General features: G+C 61.6%; 15 protein-coding genes. 6 read left to right on the top strand and 9 right to left on the bottom strand.

The genetic code is table 11. From position 1 onward, the window contains the following. Positions 1–285: 285 nt before the first annotated feature. Positions 286–1,911 carry a sensor histidine kinase gene (locus H045_RS21140; protein ID WP_041931674.1) on the top strand — a complete coding sequence of 542 codons (1,626 nt, stop codon included), beginning with the start codon at positions 286–288 and terminating at the stop codon, positions 1,909–1,911. A 178-nt stretch (positions 1,912–2,089) separates the two neighbouring features. On the opposite strand, the gene H045_RS21145 is transcribed toward H045_RS21140, so the two are convergent. From H045_RS21145 to glyQ, 4 genes are all read right to left on the bottom strand, one after another. Then, positions 2,090–2,860: a lysophospholipid acyltransferase family protein gene (locus tag H045_RS21145; protein WP_003233608.1), complete on the bottom strand. Its 771-nt coding sequence runs from the start codon at positions 2,858–2,860 to the stop codon at positions 2,090–2,092. Between the two features lie 85 nt (positions 2,861–2,945). Continuing rightward, entirely contained in the window at positions 2,946–3,485 is a 540-nt protein-coding gene (gmhB, locus tag H045_RS21150) for a D-glycero-beta-D-manno-heptose 1,7-bisphosphate 7-phosphatase (RefSeq protein WP_199858469.1), read from the bottom strand. Next, positions 3,485–5,539: a glycine--tRNA ligase subunit beta gene (glyS, locus tag H045_RS21155; protein ID WP_003233612.1), complete on the bottom strand. Its 2,055-nt coding sequence runs from the start codon at positions 5,537–5,539 to the stop codon at positions 3,485–3,487. The genes gmhB and glyS overlap by 1 nt, the downstream gene beginning before the upstream one ends. Beyond that, positions 5,536–6,489, bottom strand: a complete 954-nt coding sequence (glyQ, locus tag H045_RS21160) for a glycine--tRNA ligase subunit alpha (RefSeq protein WP_003187265.1) — start codon at positions 6,487–6,489, stop codon at positions 5,536–5,538. The genes glyS and glyQ overlap by 4 nt, the downstream gene beginning before the upstream one ends. 81 nt (positions 6,490–6,570) lie before the next feature. Here glyQ and H045_RS21165 point away from each other — a divergent pair, with 81 nt between their 5' ends. Then, complete coding sequence (locus H045_RS21165) at positions 6,571–7,128, top strand: DNA-3-methyladenine glycosylase I (RefSeq protein WP_003233614.1); 558 nt, start codon at positions 6,571–6,573, stop codon at positions 7,126–7,128. 40 nt (positions 7,129–7,168) lie between these two features. Next, on the top strand, positions 7,169–8,056 hold the full coding sequence (locus H045_RS21170; protein ID WP_003233616.1) for a lysophospholipid acyltransferase: 888 nt from the start codon (positions 7,169–7,171) through the stop codon (positions 8,054–8,056). A gap of 131 nt (positions 8,057–8,187) precedes the next feature. On the opposite strand, the gene H045_RS21175 is transcribed toward H045_RS21170, so the two are convergent. The 5 genes from H045_RS21175 to def form a co-directional block, all read right to left on the bottom strand. Next, positions 8,188–8,499, bottom strand: a complete 312-nt coding sequence (locus tag H045_RS21175) for a hypothetical protein (protein ID WP_003233618.1) — start codon at positions 8,497–8,499, stop codon at positions 8,188–8,190. A gap of 18 nt (positions 8,500–8,517) precedes the next feature. Continuing rightward, positions 8,518–9,891, bottom strand: a complete 1,374-nt coding sequence (trkA, locus tag H045_RS21180; RefSeq protein WP_003233620.1) for a Trk system potassium transporter TrkA — start codon at positions 9,889–9,891, stop codon at positions 8,518–8,520. Positions 9,892–9,913: 22 nt separating this feature from the next. Next, a complete protein-coding gene (gene rsmB / locus H045_RS21185) occupies positions 9,914–11,224 on the bottom strand; it encodes a 16S rRNA (cytosine(967)-C(5))-methyltransferase RsmB (RefSeq protein ID WP_015373386.1) in 1,311 nt (436 codons plus the stop codon). Continuing rightward, entirely contained in the window at positions 11,221–12,174 is a 954-nt protein-coding gene (fmt, locus tag H045_RS21190) for a methionyl-tRNA formyltransferase (protein WP_003233624.1), read from the bottom strand. Before fmt ends, rsmB begins: the two co-directional genes overlap by 4 nt. A gap of 69 nt (positions 12,175–12,243) precedes the next feature. Then, positions 12,244–12,750, bottom strand: a complete 507-nt coding sequence (gene def / locus H045_RS21195) for a peptide deformylase (protein WP_003233625.1) — start codon at positions 12,748–12,750, stop codon at positions 12,244–12,246. 135 nt (positions 12,751–12,885) lie between these two features. On the opposite strand from def, the gene H045_RS21200 reads away from it, so the two are divergent. From H045_RS21200 to tsaC, 3 genes are all read left to right on the top strand, one after another. Next, positions 12,886–13,665, top strand: a complete 780-nt coding sequence (locus H045_RS21200) for a hypothetical protein (protein WP_015373387.1) — start codon at positions 12,886–12,888, stop codon at positions 13,663–13,665. 59 nt (positions 13,666–13,724) lie between these two features. Next, positions 13,725–14,828, top strand: a complete 1,104-nt coding sequence (gene dprA, locus H045_RS21205; RefSeq protein WP_015373388.1) for a DNA-processing protein DprA — start codon at positions 13,725–13,727, stop codon at positions 14,826–14,828. Positions 14,829–14,900: 72 nt separating this feature from the next. Next, a complete protein-coding gene (gene tsaC / locus H045_RS21210; RefSeq protein WP_003233629.1) occupies positions 14,901–15,458 on the top strand; it encodes an L-threonylcarbamoyladenylate synthase type 1 TsaC in 558 nt (185 codons plus the stop codon). Positions 15,459–15,538 lie beyond the last annotated feature (80 nt).

The raw sequence follows: 15,538 nt of genomic DNA on the forward strand, positions 1-15,538 counted from the left end.
AACAATTGTGGTCAGATTCAACGGCTCTTCGCTTCTGGCTATACGCTGAGCTGAGGAATATATGCTTGAGCGCATGTAGGAAAGATACCGGCTACTGCTGGCAAGTAAAAGGCCACGCCGACACATTCCCGGTACGCTACGTTGAGCCTCTATCCAGTGACTTCAAAATAAGTTTCACTGAGCCCAAATCACGTCTATTGGTTGGCTTGCGACGAGCATGGCCTGGAAGGAGAAACCAAGGTCTATGACATCTTTAATCACGTGCCGGCCTGCGGTGGCTCCCTGATGAAGCTATGGGGCCAGCCGGAAAAGCGCCAACCTACCCACGCCCAGCATCTGTTCAATGGCCTTGTTCGCGAGTGGCTGTGGATAGGCTTGCTGTTGTTGCCTGTCACCGCCTATCTGTCCCTTAACCCATTCCTTGCCCTTGATAATCCTTTGTATGACGGCCTTCGCAAGCTCAACGCGCTATCCTCTGCCGACATGCAAATCCAGGCTGACGCACTGAGCGGCCTGCTGGGAGGGCAAGATACCGCGCAGGTGTCAGGTTGGTTGGCTGCGCTGCTGTCGACCACGCTCGTAGCCCTGCTGCTCGGCTTGCTGCTTTACCGACCGCGTTACGCGTCGTGGATGACATTGGGTTGCATGGCGGCCGCCGTGTTGGGCTCATTGACCCTGATGCGCCTGGGCCAGTGGTGGTCACCTGCCGCCTGCCTGATCGGTTTACTGCTCGGCTACCTGATCTGGAATTGGCGCCGCTTGAGTGCGGTCCTCGCTTATTTCGGCTGGGAGCTGGCGCGGCTGGATGACGAGCCCAAAGTCTTGCCGGAGCGCCGGCGTGCACCGGCGAGCAAGGGCGATGTGTTGCAGGGACGGATCTTCGCGTTGGAGCGAGCCGTCAGCCGTACGCGCGACACTCGGCGTTTTATGGCCGATGGCCTGGAGTGTCTGCCGGTGGCGACGCTGATTACTGATCCTCGCGGCAATATCCTGCTGGCCAACCGGATTGCCCGCGAGGTATTCGGCAATGAGCTGGTCAGCCACAACGTGTTGGAGCAACTGGCCGACCTGGGTTACCCGCCTCTGCACAATGGCGTGCGCCCTGCCCTCTCGGCGCTCGAGCTTATTGAGTTTCGCGATATCCATCAGCGCAGTCTGCGCATGGAGATTGCGCCTTTGCTCCCGGCAGAAGGTGATGTTGCCCTGGGCTGGTTGCTGAGCCTGACTGACCTGAGCAAAGAACGCTATGCTCAGCAGCACCGGGAAACCATGCTGCGCTTCTTGTCCCATGATCTACGTGCGCCCCATTCGGCGATTCTTGCGCTGCTGGATATACACAGCGACGATTCCCCGGTGTTTGCCCAAATTGAACAACAGGTGCGACGCGCCTTGAACCTGACCGAGTCATTCGTGCAACTGGCCAAGGCCGAGGCTGATGGCTATCACTTCCAGCCGACCCTGTTCGCCATGCTGGTGATGGACGCCTTCGATCAAGTAGCGGTGATCGCTCATCTCAAAGGTATTCACCTGGTCCATGATCTGGATGAGGCCGACGAAGGCATGGTGTCAGCCGATCAATCGCTGCTGACCCGCGCGTTGTTCAATGTGCTGGAGAACGCGATCAAATATTCTGCGTCTGGCACCACCGTAACGTTGCGCCACAGCAGCGCCCAGGGCTGGCTGGAATGCAATATCAACGATCAGGGTGCAGGTATCGCGGCCGAAGATCTGCCTGAGCTGTTCAGTCAGTACCGACGCTTCGATTCCGCTCAGGGCAGCGAGGGGCTGGGCTTGGGACTCACCATGGTCAGGGCGGTCGTGGAGCGACATGACGGGCATGTCAGGTGCGAAAGTACCCTTGGCAAGGGCACTACGTTCAGTCTGCGACTTCCCTTGTTGGATGACTGCTGAGACAGCTTTTGTCCTGTGCATAAAAAACCGGTCACCAGGACCGGTTTTTTAATGCCGAAAAAACTTATGCACGTTTTTCGAAATTTTATAGGCTAATGAAATATGCATATAAATCAGTCGGTTATAAGCATAAAAAGCCAATTAGCCAACAATCCGTGCACAGGTTATCCACAGAGCCTCATATCACCGGCGTGTCCACCACGATGGGCTCCGGTGGCAACGAACCCATTGCCCTCTGTTGCGCCTGATTCCAGGCTTGCGCGCGGTCATTCAGCGCCGCAATGGCGCGTGGTCCCTCGCCTTCGGCATACATCGGTTCACCGATCACCACAGTGATGGTGCCTGGACGCTTGGCCCAGCCAGTCTTCGGCCAGAACTTCCCGGCGTTATGCGCAATCGGCAGCACCGGCAGGTTGGCGTTGACCGCCAAGGCGGTGCCACCCCGTGAAAATTTGCCCACGGTGCCGTAGGGCACGCGAGTGCCTTCGGGGAAGATCAGTACCCACACGCCATCCTTGAGCAGCTCGTCACCTTTTTTGGCCACATGCTTGAGCGCCGCCTTGGGGTTGTCACGGTCGATGGCGATTGGACGCAGCATGGCCATCGCCCACCCGAAGAACGGTACGTAGAGCAACTCACGCTTGAGTACCTGGCTCAACGGTGAGAAGTACGCCGACAGGAAGAACGTCTCCCAGGTACTCTGATGGTTCGACAGAATCACGCACGGCTGGTCCGGCACATGCTCGGCGCCCTTGACCTCGAAACGGATGTTGAGGAACACCTTGGACAGCCACAACGCGCAGCGACACCAATAGACGTTGATGAAGCGATAGCGCGCCTTGAATGGCAGGAAAGGCGCGATAAAAAAGCTCAGGGTGCACCAGAGAAAGGAACTGGTGCCCAACAGCAGGTAAAAGAAAAAGGTTCTGATGGCCTGCAAAATCGACATGGCGGCATTTACCGTTGCGGGACATGGCCCGCCTGTTTAAAGCGCACTCCCGAACAGTCCTTGGCCAGGAAGTCGAGGGCTGCTGCTAGTTGTTGATAAGTTCTGCGGCAACCGCCGCCAGATCGTCAAAAATCAAGGTGCCCACCGGCAGGTTTTTCGCCTGGGTCTTTTCGCCTTTTCCGGTCTTGACCAAAACTGGCTGAGAGTCGACGGCCTTGGCCGCCTCCAGGTCACCGAGACTGTCCCCGACGAACCATATCCCAGCCAACGGTACCTTGTAATGTTCTGCAATGATTTTCAACATGCCAGGCTTGGGCTTACGGCAATCGCAGTCCTCATCCGGCCCGTGAGGGCAGTACACCACCAGCCCCACGTCACCGCCCTGCTCGGCCACCAGCGTGCGCAAGCGCGCGTGCATGGCGTCCAGGGTAGCGATGCTGTAATAGCCGCGGGCGATGCCGGACTGGTTGGTGGCAATTGCCACTGTCCAGCCGGCTTTGCTCAACTGCGCGATGGCCTCGATCGACCCGGGCAGTGGTATCCATTCCGCCACCGACTTGATGTAAGCGTCGGAGTCGTAATTGATCACCCCGTCCCGATCGAGAATCAGCAGTTTCAACATGATCAGCTCAGCGTCGAAATGTCAGCGATGTTGACGAACAGGCCGCGCAGACGCGCCAGCATGGCGTAGCGGTTTTTCCGCACGCCAGCATCTTCGGCATTAATCATCACCGCTTCGAAGAACGCATCCACCGGCTCACGCAGGGTGGCCAGGCGCGCCAGGGCTTCGGCGTAGTTGCGTTCGGCGATCAGCGGCTTCACTGCGTTTTCTGCCTTGGCGATAGCCGAGTTCAGCGAGAACTCCTTGGCATCGGCAAACAGGCCCGGGTCGACGTCGGCGGTGCCGAGGGTGTCGGCCTTGCCCAGCAGGTTGGACACCCGCTTGTTCACGGCAGCCAAGGCATTGGCTTCCGGCAACTTGCGGAAGGCCTGCACGGCTTGCACACGCTGATCGAAGTCCAGCGCCGAACCAGGCTGCAGGGCACGTACGGACAGGTACACGGAGACGTCCACGCCTTCGTCTTCGTAACGCGCGCGCAGGCGGTCGAAGACGAACTCCAGCACTTGCTCAGCCAAGCCAGCCTGCTTGACCTTGGCACCGAACTGGCCGACCGCGAACACCACGGCTTGGGCGAGGTCGAGGTCCAGCTTCTTGTCGATCAGGATACGCAGCACGCCCAAGGCTGCACGGCGCAGGGCATACGGGTCTTTGCTGCCGGTGGGCAGCATGCCGATGCCGAAGATGCCGACGAGCGTGTCCAGCTTGTCGGCGATGGCCACGGCCGCACCGGTGAGGGTGGTCGGCAGCTCGGCGCCAGCGCCGCGCGGCATGTACTGCTCGTTCAGCGCCAGCGCCACATCGTTGGGTTCGCCGTCGTTAAGGGCGTAGTAGTAGCCCGCCACGCCTTGCATCTCGGGGAACTCGCCGACCATCTCGGTGGCCAGGTCGCACTTGGACAGCAGGCCGGCACGTGTCGACCAGGCTGCATCGCCACCAATGCGCTGGGCAATGTAGGCCGCCAGCTTGGAGACGCGCACGGCTTTGTCGTAGACGCTGCCGAGTTTTTCCTGGAACACCACGTTCTGCAGGCGCAGGTTGAAATCTTCGAGCTTCTGCTTCTTGTCTTGCTTGAAGAAGAATTCGGCGTCGGTCAGGCGCGGGCGAACGACTTTCTCGTTGCCGGCGATGATCTGCTGCGGGTCGGTGCTTTCGATGTTAGCCACGGTGATAAAGCGCGGCAGCAACTTGCCGTCCGCATCCAGCAGGCAGAAATACTTCTGGTTGTCCTGCATGGTGGTGATCAGCGCTTCCTGTGGCACATCGAGGAAACGTTCCTCGAACGAGCACACCAGCGGCACCGGCCATTCCACCAGCGCGGTCACTTCGTCGAGCAGGCCTGGCGGCACGATGGCGGTGCCTTCCTGCAGACGGGCCAGCTCCTCGGTGCGCTTGCTGATCAGCTCGCGACGCTCATTGGCATCGGCCAGCACGTAAGCGGCGCGCAAGTCGGCAGCGTAGTTGGCCGGCGAAGTGATGCGTACAGCTTGCGGGTGGTGGAAACGGTGACCACGGGAATCGCGCCCGGCTTGCTGGGCGAGGATGGTGCAGTCGATCACTTGATCACCGAGCAACATCACCAGCCACTGGGTTGGGCGCACGAACTCTTCCTTGCGCGCACCCCAGCGCATGCGCTTGGGAATCGGCAGGTCATTCAAGGAGTCTTCAACGATGGTCGGCAACAGGCTGGCGGTCGGCTTGCCGGTGATCACCTGGCTGAACCGCAGTTTCGGGCCGCTCTGGTCGATCTCGCTGAGCTCGACGCCACACTTCTTGGCGAAGCCGAGGGCGGCTTGAGTCGGATTGCCTTCAGCATCGAAAGCGGCCTGACGCGGCGGGCCGTCGAGGTTGATGCTGCGGTCCGGCTGCTGGGTTTCCAGCGCGGTCAGCAACACGGCCAGACGGCGCGGCGCGGCGTAGACCTTCTTCGCTTCAAATTTCAGGCCGGCGCTTTGCAGGCCTTTTTCGATACCGGCCAGGAACGCGTCGGCCAGGGTATTGAGTGCCTTGGGTGGCAGCTCTTCGGTGCCCAGTTCAACCAGGAAATCTTGAGCACTCATTGTGCAGCCTCCAGCTTAGCCAACACTTCATCACGCAGGTCCGGGGTTGCCATCGGGAAGCCCAGCTTGGCGCGAGCCAGCAGGTAGGCTTGGGCGACGGAACGCGCCAGGGTGCGCACACGCAGGATGTATTGCTGGCGCGCGGTCACCGAGATGGCACGGCGGGCGTCCAGCAGGTTGAAGGTATGGGACGCCTTCAACACCATTTCATAGCTTGGCAACGGCAGCGGCTGGTCGAGTTCGATCAGGCGCTTGGCTTCGCTTTCATAGAAGTCGAACAGTTCGAACAGCTTGTCGACGTTGGCGTGTTCGAAGTTGTAAGTGGATTGCTCCACTTCGTTCTGGTGGAACACGTCGCCGTAGGTGACCTTGCCGAACGGGCCGTCAGCCCACACCAGGTCGTAGACCGAATCCACGCCTTGCAGGTACATGGCCAGGCGCTCAAGACCGTAGGTGATCTCGCCGGTCACCGGGTAGCACTCGATGCCGCCGGCTTGCTGGAAGTAAGTGAACTGCGTAACTTCCATGCCATTGAGCCAGACTTCCCAGCCCAGGCCCCAGGCGCCCAGGGTTGGCGATTCCCAGTTGTCTTCGACGAAACGGATGTCGTGCACCAGCGGGTCCAGGCCCACATGCTTGAGCGAGCCCAGGTACAGTTCCTGGAAGTTGTCCGGGTTGGGCTTCAATACCACCTGGAACTGGTAGTAATGCTGCAGACGGTTCGGGTTTTCGCCGTAGCGGCCGTCAGTCGGGCGGCGACTGGGCTGCACATAAGCGGCGTTCCAGGTTTCCGGGCCGATGGCCCGCAGGAAGGTAGCGGTGTGGAAAGTGCCGGCGCCTACTTCCATATCGTAGGGCTGAAGTACCACACAACCTTGCTCGGCCCAGTATTGCTGGAGGGCGAGGATCAAGTCTTGGAAGGTACGCACGGCTGGCGTAGGCTGGCTCACGAAATTCACCTGTTACTTGGGCTGCGATTTAAAGAGCGGGAGTATACCCGATTCGGCCGCGCCACCATCCCCTGGAGCCTTATGCCACGCTGCTTTTGGTGTTCTGAAGATCCGCTGTACATGGCTTATCACGATCAAGAGTGGGGAACGCCGCTGCGCGATGCGCAGGGCTTGTTCGAGTTGCTTTTGCTCGAAGGGTTCCAGGCCGGCCTGTCCTGGATCACCGTTTTGCGCAAGCGCGAGCATTACCGCAAGGTGTTGTTCGGCTTTGACGCGCCGCGTTTGGCGCAGCTCACCGATGTCGAAATCGACGCGCTGATGCTCGACCCGGGCATTGTGCGCAACCGTCTCAAGCTCAACGCCACCCGGCGCAATGCCGCGGCCTGGCTGGCGCTGGAAGACCCGGTGCAGTGGTTGTGGTCGTTCGTTGGCGGCGTGCCCAAGGTCAATCATTTCAAGGCCCGCAGTGAGGTCCCGGCGATTACGCCCGAGGCCGAAGCCATGAGCAAAGCCTTGAAGAAAGCCGGTTTTACCTTTGTCGGGCCGACCATCTGCTACGCGTTCATGCAGGCCAGTGGCATGGTCATGGACCACACCGTGGACTGCGATCGTTACGCGGACCTGGCCAACGCCGGTTAGAATGCCGGTTTTGCGCACCACACACGATCAGGAGTGACCTGTGGAAAAGTTTAAAGGCGCCTTGCTGGTAGGCGCTCTGCGAGTATTTGCCCTGCTGCCCTGGCGCGCTGTCCAGGCTGTCGGCACGGCCATCGGCTGGATCATGTGGAAAACCCCGAACCGCTCCCGCGACACGGTGCGGATCAACCTCGCCAAGTGCTTCCCGGCCATGGACCCTGCCGAGCGTGAGCGCCTGGTGGGCCGCAGCCTCATGGACATCGGCAAGTCCCTCACCGAAAGCGCCTGCGCCTGGATCTGGCCGGCGCAGCGCTCCATCGACCTGGTGCGTGAAGTCGAGGGCCTGGAGGTGCTGCATCAGGCGCTGGCGTCGGGCAAAGGCGTGGTTGGCATCACCAGCCACCTGGGCAACTGGGAAGTGCTCAATCACTTCTATTGCAGCCAATGCAAACCGATCATTTTCTACCGTCCGCCCAAGCTCAAGGCGGTGGATGAATTGCTGCGCAAACAGCGCGTGCAACTGGGCAACCGCGTGGCGGCCTCGACCAAGGAAGGCATTCTCAGCGTGATCAAGGAAGTGCGCAAAGGCGGCCAGGTCGGCATCCCCGCCGACCCGGAACCGGCCGAGTCCGCCGGGATTTTCGTGCCGTTCTTCGCCACCCAGGCGCTGACCAGCAAGTTCGTGCCGAACATGCTGGCCGGCCACAAAGCGGTAGGCGTATTCCTGCACGCCCTGCGCCTGCCGGATGGCTCGGGCTACAAAGTGATCCTGGAAGCGGCGCCCGAAGACATGTACAGCACCGACACCGCCACGTCCTGCGCGGCGATGAGCAAGGTGGTGGAGCGCTATGTCGGCGCCTACCCGAGCCAGTACATGTGGAGCATGAAGCGCTTCAAGAAACGTCCGCCGGGCGAAGCGCGCTGGTATTGATGCAGCCTTGATCTCCCGGCCAATGGAGATCAAATGTGAGAGCTGGCTTGCCTGCGATAGCATCACCTCGGTGCCCCTGAAAGACCGAGTCGCCCGTATCGCAGGCAAGCCAGCTCCCACAGAGGGCTGCATCAAGCCTGGCGGTCGAGTTTCTTCAGGAACACGGCCATCTCTTTTTCGGCCTGCTTGTCGCCATGGGCCAGGGCCGCCTCGATGCCCTTCTCCCACGCCAGCTGTGCTGCGGCGCTATCACCCAAGCCGGCATGGGCCTTGCCCAACAACTTCCACGCCGCCGAATACGTCGGATCGAACTCAACGCACTTGTGCAGATGCTCGGCCGCTCTGGCGTTGTCCTTCCTATCCAGATAACCCTTGCCCAAGCCAAAGCGCAGCAGTGAATTATCCACGCCCTTGGCCAGCATTTTTTCCAGGGATTCGAGCATCGCACCCACTCCGTTCGATCAGAAAAAGCTCAATCCCACGTGGAACAACTTCTCCACGTCACGGATATGTTTTTTATCCACAAGGAAAAGGATGACGTGGTCACCGGCGGCAATGACCGTGTCATCGTGGGCAATCAGCACTTCCTCGTCGCGAATGATCGCGCCAATGGTAGTGCCCGGCGGCAGGCCAATGTCGCGGATGGCCTTGCCGATCACCTTGCTCGACTTCGAATCACCGTGGGCAATCGCCTCGATGGCCTCCGCCGCCCCTCGGCGCAGAGAGTGCACGCTGACGATGTCGCCACGCCGCACATGGGCCAGCAAGGTGCCGATGGTCGCCAGTTGCGGGCTGATCGCAATGTCGATATCGCCGCCCTGAATCAGGTCGACATATGCAGGGTTGTTGATGATGGTCATCACCTTCTTTGCCCCCAGTCGCTTGGCCAGCAGCGAGGACATGATGTTGGCCTCGTCATCGTTGGTCAGCGCCAGGAAAATATCGGCATCGGCAATGTTCTCTTCCATCAGCAGGTCGCGATCCGAGGCGCTGCCTTGCAGCACGACGGTGCTGTCGAGGGTGTCGGACAGATGCCTGCAGCGTGTAGGGCTCATCTCGATGATCTTGACCTGATAGCGGCTTTCGATGGCCTCGGCCAGGCGCTCGCCAATCTGCCCGCCACCGGCAATCACGATGCGCTTGTAGGTCTCATCCAGCCGCCGCATTTCGCTCATCACGGCACGAATATTCGCCTTGGCCGCGATGAAAAACACCTCGTCATCGGCCTCGATCACCGTGTCGCCCTGGGGCAGAATCGGTCGGTCACGACGGAAAATCGCGGCCACGCGGGTTTCCACATTGGGCATATGCTCGCGCAACTGGCGCAGTTGCTGGCCCACCAGCGGCCCACCGTAGTAGGCCTTCACGGCTACCAGCTGCGCCTTGCCTCCGGCGAAGTCGATCACCTGCAGGGCGCCCGGAATTTCGATCAGGCGCTTGATGTAGTGGGTGACCACCTGTTCCGGGCTGATCAGCACGTCCACCGGAATCGCGTCATTGTCGAACAGGCCGGCGCGGGTCAGGTAGGCCGCTTCGCGCACGCGGGCGATCTTGGTTGGTGTATGGAACAGGGTGTGGGCGACCTGGCAGGCGACCATGTTGGTTTCGTCGCTGTTGGTCACGGCGACCAGCATGTCGGCATCGTCGGCGCCGGCCTGGCGCAGCACCGTCGGAAACGACGCACGCCCCTGCACCGTGCGAATGTCCAGGCGGTCGCCGAGGTTGCGCAGGCGCTCGGCATCGGTATCGACCACGGTGATGTCGTTGGCTTCGCTGGCCAGATGTTCGGCCAGGCTGCCACCCACCTGCCCTGCCCCGAGGATGATGATTTTCATCCGCTCACTCCCTTAAAACCGTTCAGCCGCGTGCGGCGGCGATCTTGATCAGTTTGGCGTAGTAGAAGCCATCGTGTCCGCCTTCCTGCGCGAGCAGTTGACGGCCGTGGGGCTGCTTGACGCCGGCCGTGGTGGCCAGGTCCAGCTCGCGCGCACCGCTGGTGCGCGCGAGGAAGGCCTGGATGACCTCGGTGTTTTCGGTCGGCAACGTGGAGCATGTGGCGTAGAGCAGAATGCCGCCCACTTCCAGGGTCGGCCACAGCGCGTCCAGTAATTGGCCTTGCAGCACGGCCAGGGCGGTGATGTCGTCAGCTTGTCGGGTGAGCTTGATATCCGGGTGACGGCGGATCACACCGGTGGCCGAGCATGGCGCGTCGAGCAGAATGCGCTGGAACGGCTTGCCGTCCCACCAGGTGGCAGTGTCACGGCCATCGGCCGCGATCAGCTCGGCGCTCAGGCCCAGGCGCGCGAGGTTTTCCCGTACGCGCACCAGGCGCTTGGCCTCAAGGTCCACCGCGACGACACCGGCCAGGTCCTTTTCGACTTCGAGGATGTGACAGGTCTTGCCGCCAGGCGCGCAACAGGCGTCCAGCACGCGTTGGCCGGGGGCGAGGTCGAGCAGGTCGGCGGCCAGTTGCGCGGCTTCGTCCTGCACGCTGATCCAGCCTTCGGCAAAGCCCGGCAGGCTGCGTACATCGGCAGCCGCTTCGAGCACGATGCCATCCACGCTATACACACAGGCGGCGGCTGCAATGCCGGCATCGGTGAGCCGTTGCAAATAGGCGTCACGGCCGTGATGGCGACGGTTGACCCGCAGGATCATCGGCGGGTGTGCATTGTTGGCGGCGCAGATCGCTTCCCAATGCTCGGGCCAGAACGCTTTGAGGGATTTTTGCAACCAGCGCGGGTGGGCGGTGCGCACCACCGGGTCGTGCTCAAGCTCGACCAGCAGGGTTTCGCTTTCACGCTGGGCGCGGCGCAGCACGGCGTTGAGCAGCGCCTTGGCCCAGGGCTTTTTCAGCTTGTCGGCGCAACCGACGGTTTCGCCGATGGCGGCGTGGGCCGGCACGCGGGTGTACAGCAGTTGATAAAGGCCCACCAGCAACAGCGCCTCCACGTCCGCATCGGCAGCCTTGAACGGCTTTTGCAGCAGTTTGGCCGCCAACGCCGACAAGCGCGGCTGCCAGCGGGCAGTGCCAAAGGCCAGATCCTGGGTGAAGCCGCGGTCGCGGTCTTCCACCTTGTCCAGTTGGGGCGGCAGAGAACTGTTCAGCGAAGCCTTGCCGTTGAGGACGGCGGCCAGGGCCTTGGCGGCAGCCAGACGTGGGTTCATTGCGCGGCCACCCCAAGGAGGGTGCCCAGGGAAAACTTCTCACGACGGCTGTTGAAAAAATCGCTGAAATTCAGCGCCTTGCCACCGGGCAGTTGCAGACGGTTCAGGCACAGCGCTTGTTCACCGCACGCGACCACCAGACCGTCCTTGCTGGCGCCGATGATTTCACCCGGCGCGCCCTCGCCTTCGGCCAGGGTGGCCGCCAGCACTTTCAAGGCTTCGCCGTTCAACGTGCTGTGGCAGATCGGCCACGGATTGAACGCACGCACCAGACGCTCCAGTTCCACGGCCGGGCGGCTCCAGTCGATGCGCGCTTCGTCCTTGTTCAGTTTGTGGGCGTAGGTGGCCAAGCTGTCGTCCTGCACCTCGCCTGGCAGGGTGCCGTCGGCGAGGCGGGCGATGGCCTGGATCACAGCGGGCGGGCCCAGTTCGGCCAGGCGGTCGTGCAGGCTGCCGCCAGTGTCTTCGCCGGTGATGGGCGTGGTGACCTTGAGCAACATCGGGCCGGTGTCCAGGCCTGCCTCCATGTGCATCACGGTGACGCCGCTCTCGCGGTCACCGGCTTCTATTGCGCGCTGGATCGGCGCGGCACCGCGCCAGCGTGGCAGCAGCGACGCGTGGCTGTTGATGCAACCCAGGCGTGGGATATCCAGCACCGCCTGCGGCAGGATCAAGCCGTACGCCACGACCACCAGCAGGTCGGGCTTGAGTGCGGCCAGTTCGGCCTGGGCCTCGGCGTTGCGCAACGTCGGCGGTTGCAGCACGGGAATGTTGTGCGCCAGCGCCAGTTGCTTGACCGGGCTCGGCATCAGTTTTTGCCCGCGCCCGGCCGGGCGATCCGGCTGGGTATACACCGCGACGATCGCGTGAGGGCTGGCAAGCAGCGCCTTCAAGTGTTCGGCGGCAAATTCGGGTGTACCGGCAAAAACAATGCGCAGTGGCTCGGTCATGGGAAGTCTCGGTTAAAAACAGTCACAAAAGAAAAAGGCTTGCCGCAGCAAGCCTTTGGAAGGAGGGCATCAAGCTTGCTGGCGATGCTTTTTTTCCAGCTTCTTCTTGATCCGGTCACGCTTGAGCGTGGACAAATAGTCGACAAACAGCTTGCCGTTGAGGTGGTCGCATTCGTGCTGGATGCACACCGCCAGCAGGCCTTCGGCAATCAGTTCGAAGGGCTTGCCGTCGCGGTCCAGGGCCTTGATCTTCACACGCAGCGGGCGCTCGACGCTCTCGTAGAACTCCGGCACCGACAGGCAGCCTTCCTGGTACTCGCCCATCTCGTCGGTGAGCGGCTCGAACTCGGGGTTGATGTACACCTTCGGTTCGCTGCGGTCTTCCGACAGGTCCATGACCACCACGCGCAGGTGAACATTGACCTGGGTCGCGGCGAGGCCGATGCCCGGTGCTTCATACATTGTTTCAAACATGTCATCGACCAACTGACGAACCTTGTCGTCCACTACGGCCACCGGCTTGGCGATCGTGCGCAGGCGCGAGTCGGGAAATTCGAGGATGTTCAAAATAGCCATAAGCGTAATTGCTGCACATGTGAGGTAGAGGCAAATCGGCGGTGGGATGGACCCAGACAGCCGGTGTGAAACGTTCGAAAGCCGCGAAGGCCCTGACGTTTCACGCGAACGCACATAATAAAGGAGATTCACCCCATGAGGAAATCGCTACTCGTCTTGCTGCTCTGGGCCCCGCTTGCCACGGCCCTGATCCCGCCGCCAGGCCCACGCCTGGATCACACCACGCAACAGGCCATCCAGCGTTTTTTGTTGCACAACCGCATTTTCGACTCACCCCAGGACCTGGACAACGCGCCCTATATCATCGCGGCGGGCACCGGTCGTGTGCTGGGTGCCAACGATGAACGCGTGCATGCCAGGGGCAACCTGGATCCTTCGCAGCCCATTTACGGAATATTCCGACGCGGTAAGGCCTACACCGATCCTCGCACCCAGGAGTTGTTGGGCGTTAACGCCGATGACATCGGCACTGCGCGTTTCATCACCGCCGGCGACCTCAGCACGCTTGCCGTTCAGCGGATCACTCAGGAGATACGTCCCGGCGACCGCCTGTTCCGTGCGCCCTCGCCCATTGCGCTGCATAGCCTGGACGTTGCGCAACCCGGGCCTTTCATCGAAGGCACGATCATCGATGTCCCCAAGGGTGTGACCCAGATCGGCGTGCTGGACGCCGTGACGCTGAACAAGGGGCGCCGGGATGGCTTGGCCGAAGGCCAGCTGCTCAACGTGATCAAAGCCGGCGCCCGCGTGCGTGACGCCCTCACCGGCGCGTTGGTGACACTTCCTGATGCTCGCGCCGGCACCCTGCTGGTGTTTCGCACCTACGAAAAACTCAGTTACGGCCTGGTGCTCAATGCCTCCCAACCGTTGGCGGTACAGGACCGTTTCGAGACTGCCGCCAAACACAATGAGTAGGTTGCTAAATAAGTTACCAACAGAGTTATCCACAACTTGTTCCGATCAAGGATGATCCTATGCTTGCGCCAAACCACCACGAAATATCCCCGTCCGAACTGGAAGCAAGGCTGCGCCTGCACAGGTTGCCTGAACTCGGTCCGAAGCGTTTTCGCTTGCTGATCGAAGCGTTCGGATCGGCCTCCAGCGCCATCAGTGCGCCGGCCAGTGCCTGGCGTTCACTCGGCTTGCCGGCCAGCAGTGCCGACGCCCGGCGCAGCCCCGAAATTCGCGAGGGCGCCGCTGTGGCATTGGCCTGGCTTGAGCGTGCGGGCCAGCATTTACTGATGTGGGACCAACCCGAGTACCCCGCGCTGCTTGCCGAGATCGATAACGCGCCACCGCTGTTATTCGTCGCCGGCGACCCGCTGATCCTGGAAAAACCACAACTGGCGATGGTCGGCAGCCGGCGTGCCTCGCGTCCCGGCATGGACACCGCTGCCGCGTTTTCCCGCAGCCTGGCGAGCGCCGGTTTTGTCATCACCAGCGGCCTGGCCCTGGGCATTGATGGCGCTGCGCATCAGGCCGCGTTGGACGTGGGTGGTCAGACAATCGGTGTACTCGGCACAGGCCTGGAAAATCTTTATCCACAGCGCCATCGACGGCTCGCCGCAGCGATGATTGACCAGGGCAGCGCCGTGGTTTCCGAGTTTCCGCTGGACGCTGCGCCCCAGGCCGGCAACTTCCCGCGACGCAATCGCATCATCAGTGGTCTGTCGCTGGGGGTGCTGGTAGTGGAAGCGAGCATGGCCAGCGGTTCGCTGATCACGGCGAAACTGGCGGCCGAGCAAGGGCGTGAGGTGTATGCGATTCCAGGGTCCATCCATCATCCCGGGGCCAAGGGCTGTCACCAGTTGATCCGCGATGGCGCGGTGCTGGTGGAGACCATCGAACATATCCTCGAAGCATTGCGCGGTTGGCAGGCCTTGTCACGCCCTGCACCCCTGCCGGTCACCCATCCGCTGGTGGCGCTGCTGCACGCCGCACCCCACACCAGCGAGGCCTTGGCGATGGCCAGCGGGCGGCCGTTGTCCCAGGTGCTCGCCACCCTCACGGAACTGGAGCTCGAAGGTCAGGTGATCTGCGAAAGCGGGCGCTGGCTTGCGCGCTGCCGGGTTTTATAACAAGGTTTTGTAGCTGGGTTTTGTAGGGAAGATCGGTAAACTGCGCAGAGCTTTTGTCTGGAGAGTGAGCAAATGGTCAACAGGTGGCGTGTGCTGGAAACCGCACGGGATATTCGCGCAGGCGCAGTGATCGCCTATCCAACCGAAGCCGTCTGGGGCCTGGGCTGTGACCCGTGGAACGAAGAAGCGGTGGACCGTCTGCTGGCGATCAAGAACCGCTCGGTGGACAAGGGCCTGATTCTGGTGGCGGACACGATTCGCCAGTTCGACTTTCTGTTCGAAGACTTCCCGCAGGACTGGATCGACCGCATGGCCAGCACTTGGCCGGGGCCTAACACCTGGCTGGTGCCTCATCAGGATTTGTTGCCCGAATGGGTGACCGGTGTGCATGACACCGTCGCGCTGCGGGTCACCGATCACCCGCTGGTACGAGACCTGTGCTCGCTGGTGGGGCCTTTGATTTCCACCTCGGCCAACCCCCAGGGCCGCCCGGCCGCCCGCTCGCGCATTCGCGTGGAGCAGTATTTCCGTGGGCAGGTGGATCGGGTGCTGGGGGGCGCGTTGGGTGGGCGCAAGAACCCGAGCCTGATTCGCAACCTGGTCACGGGTGAGGTGGTGCGGCCTTCCTGAGACCGAGTTGTGCCTATCGCGGGCAAGCCCGCTCCCACACTTGATCGCATTCCAACTCGGTCAACCTGTGGGAGCGGGCT

The organism is Pseudomonas poae RE*1-1-14 (assembly GCF_000336465.1).
GTDB classification, from domain to species: Bacteria; Pseudomonadota; Gammaproteobacteria; order Pseudomonadales; family Pseudomonadaceae; genus Aquipseudomonas; species Aquipseudomonas poae.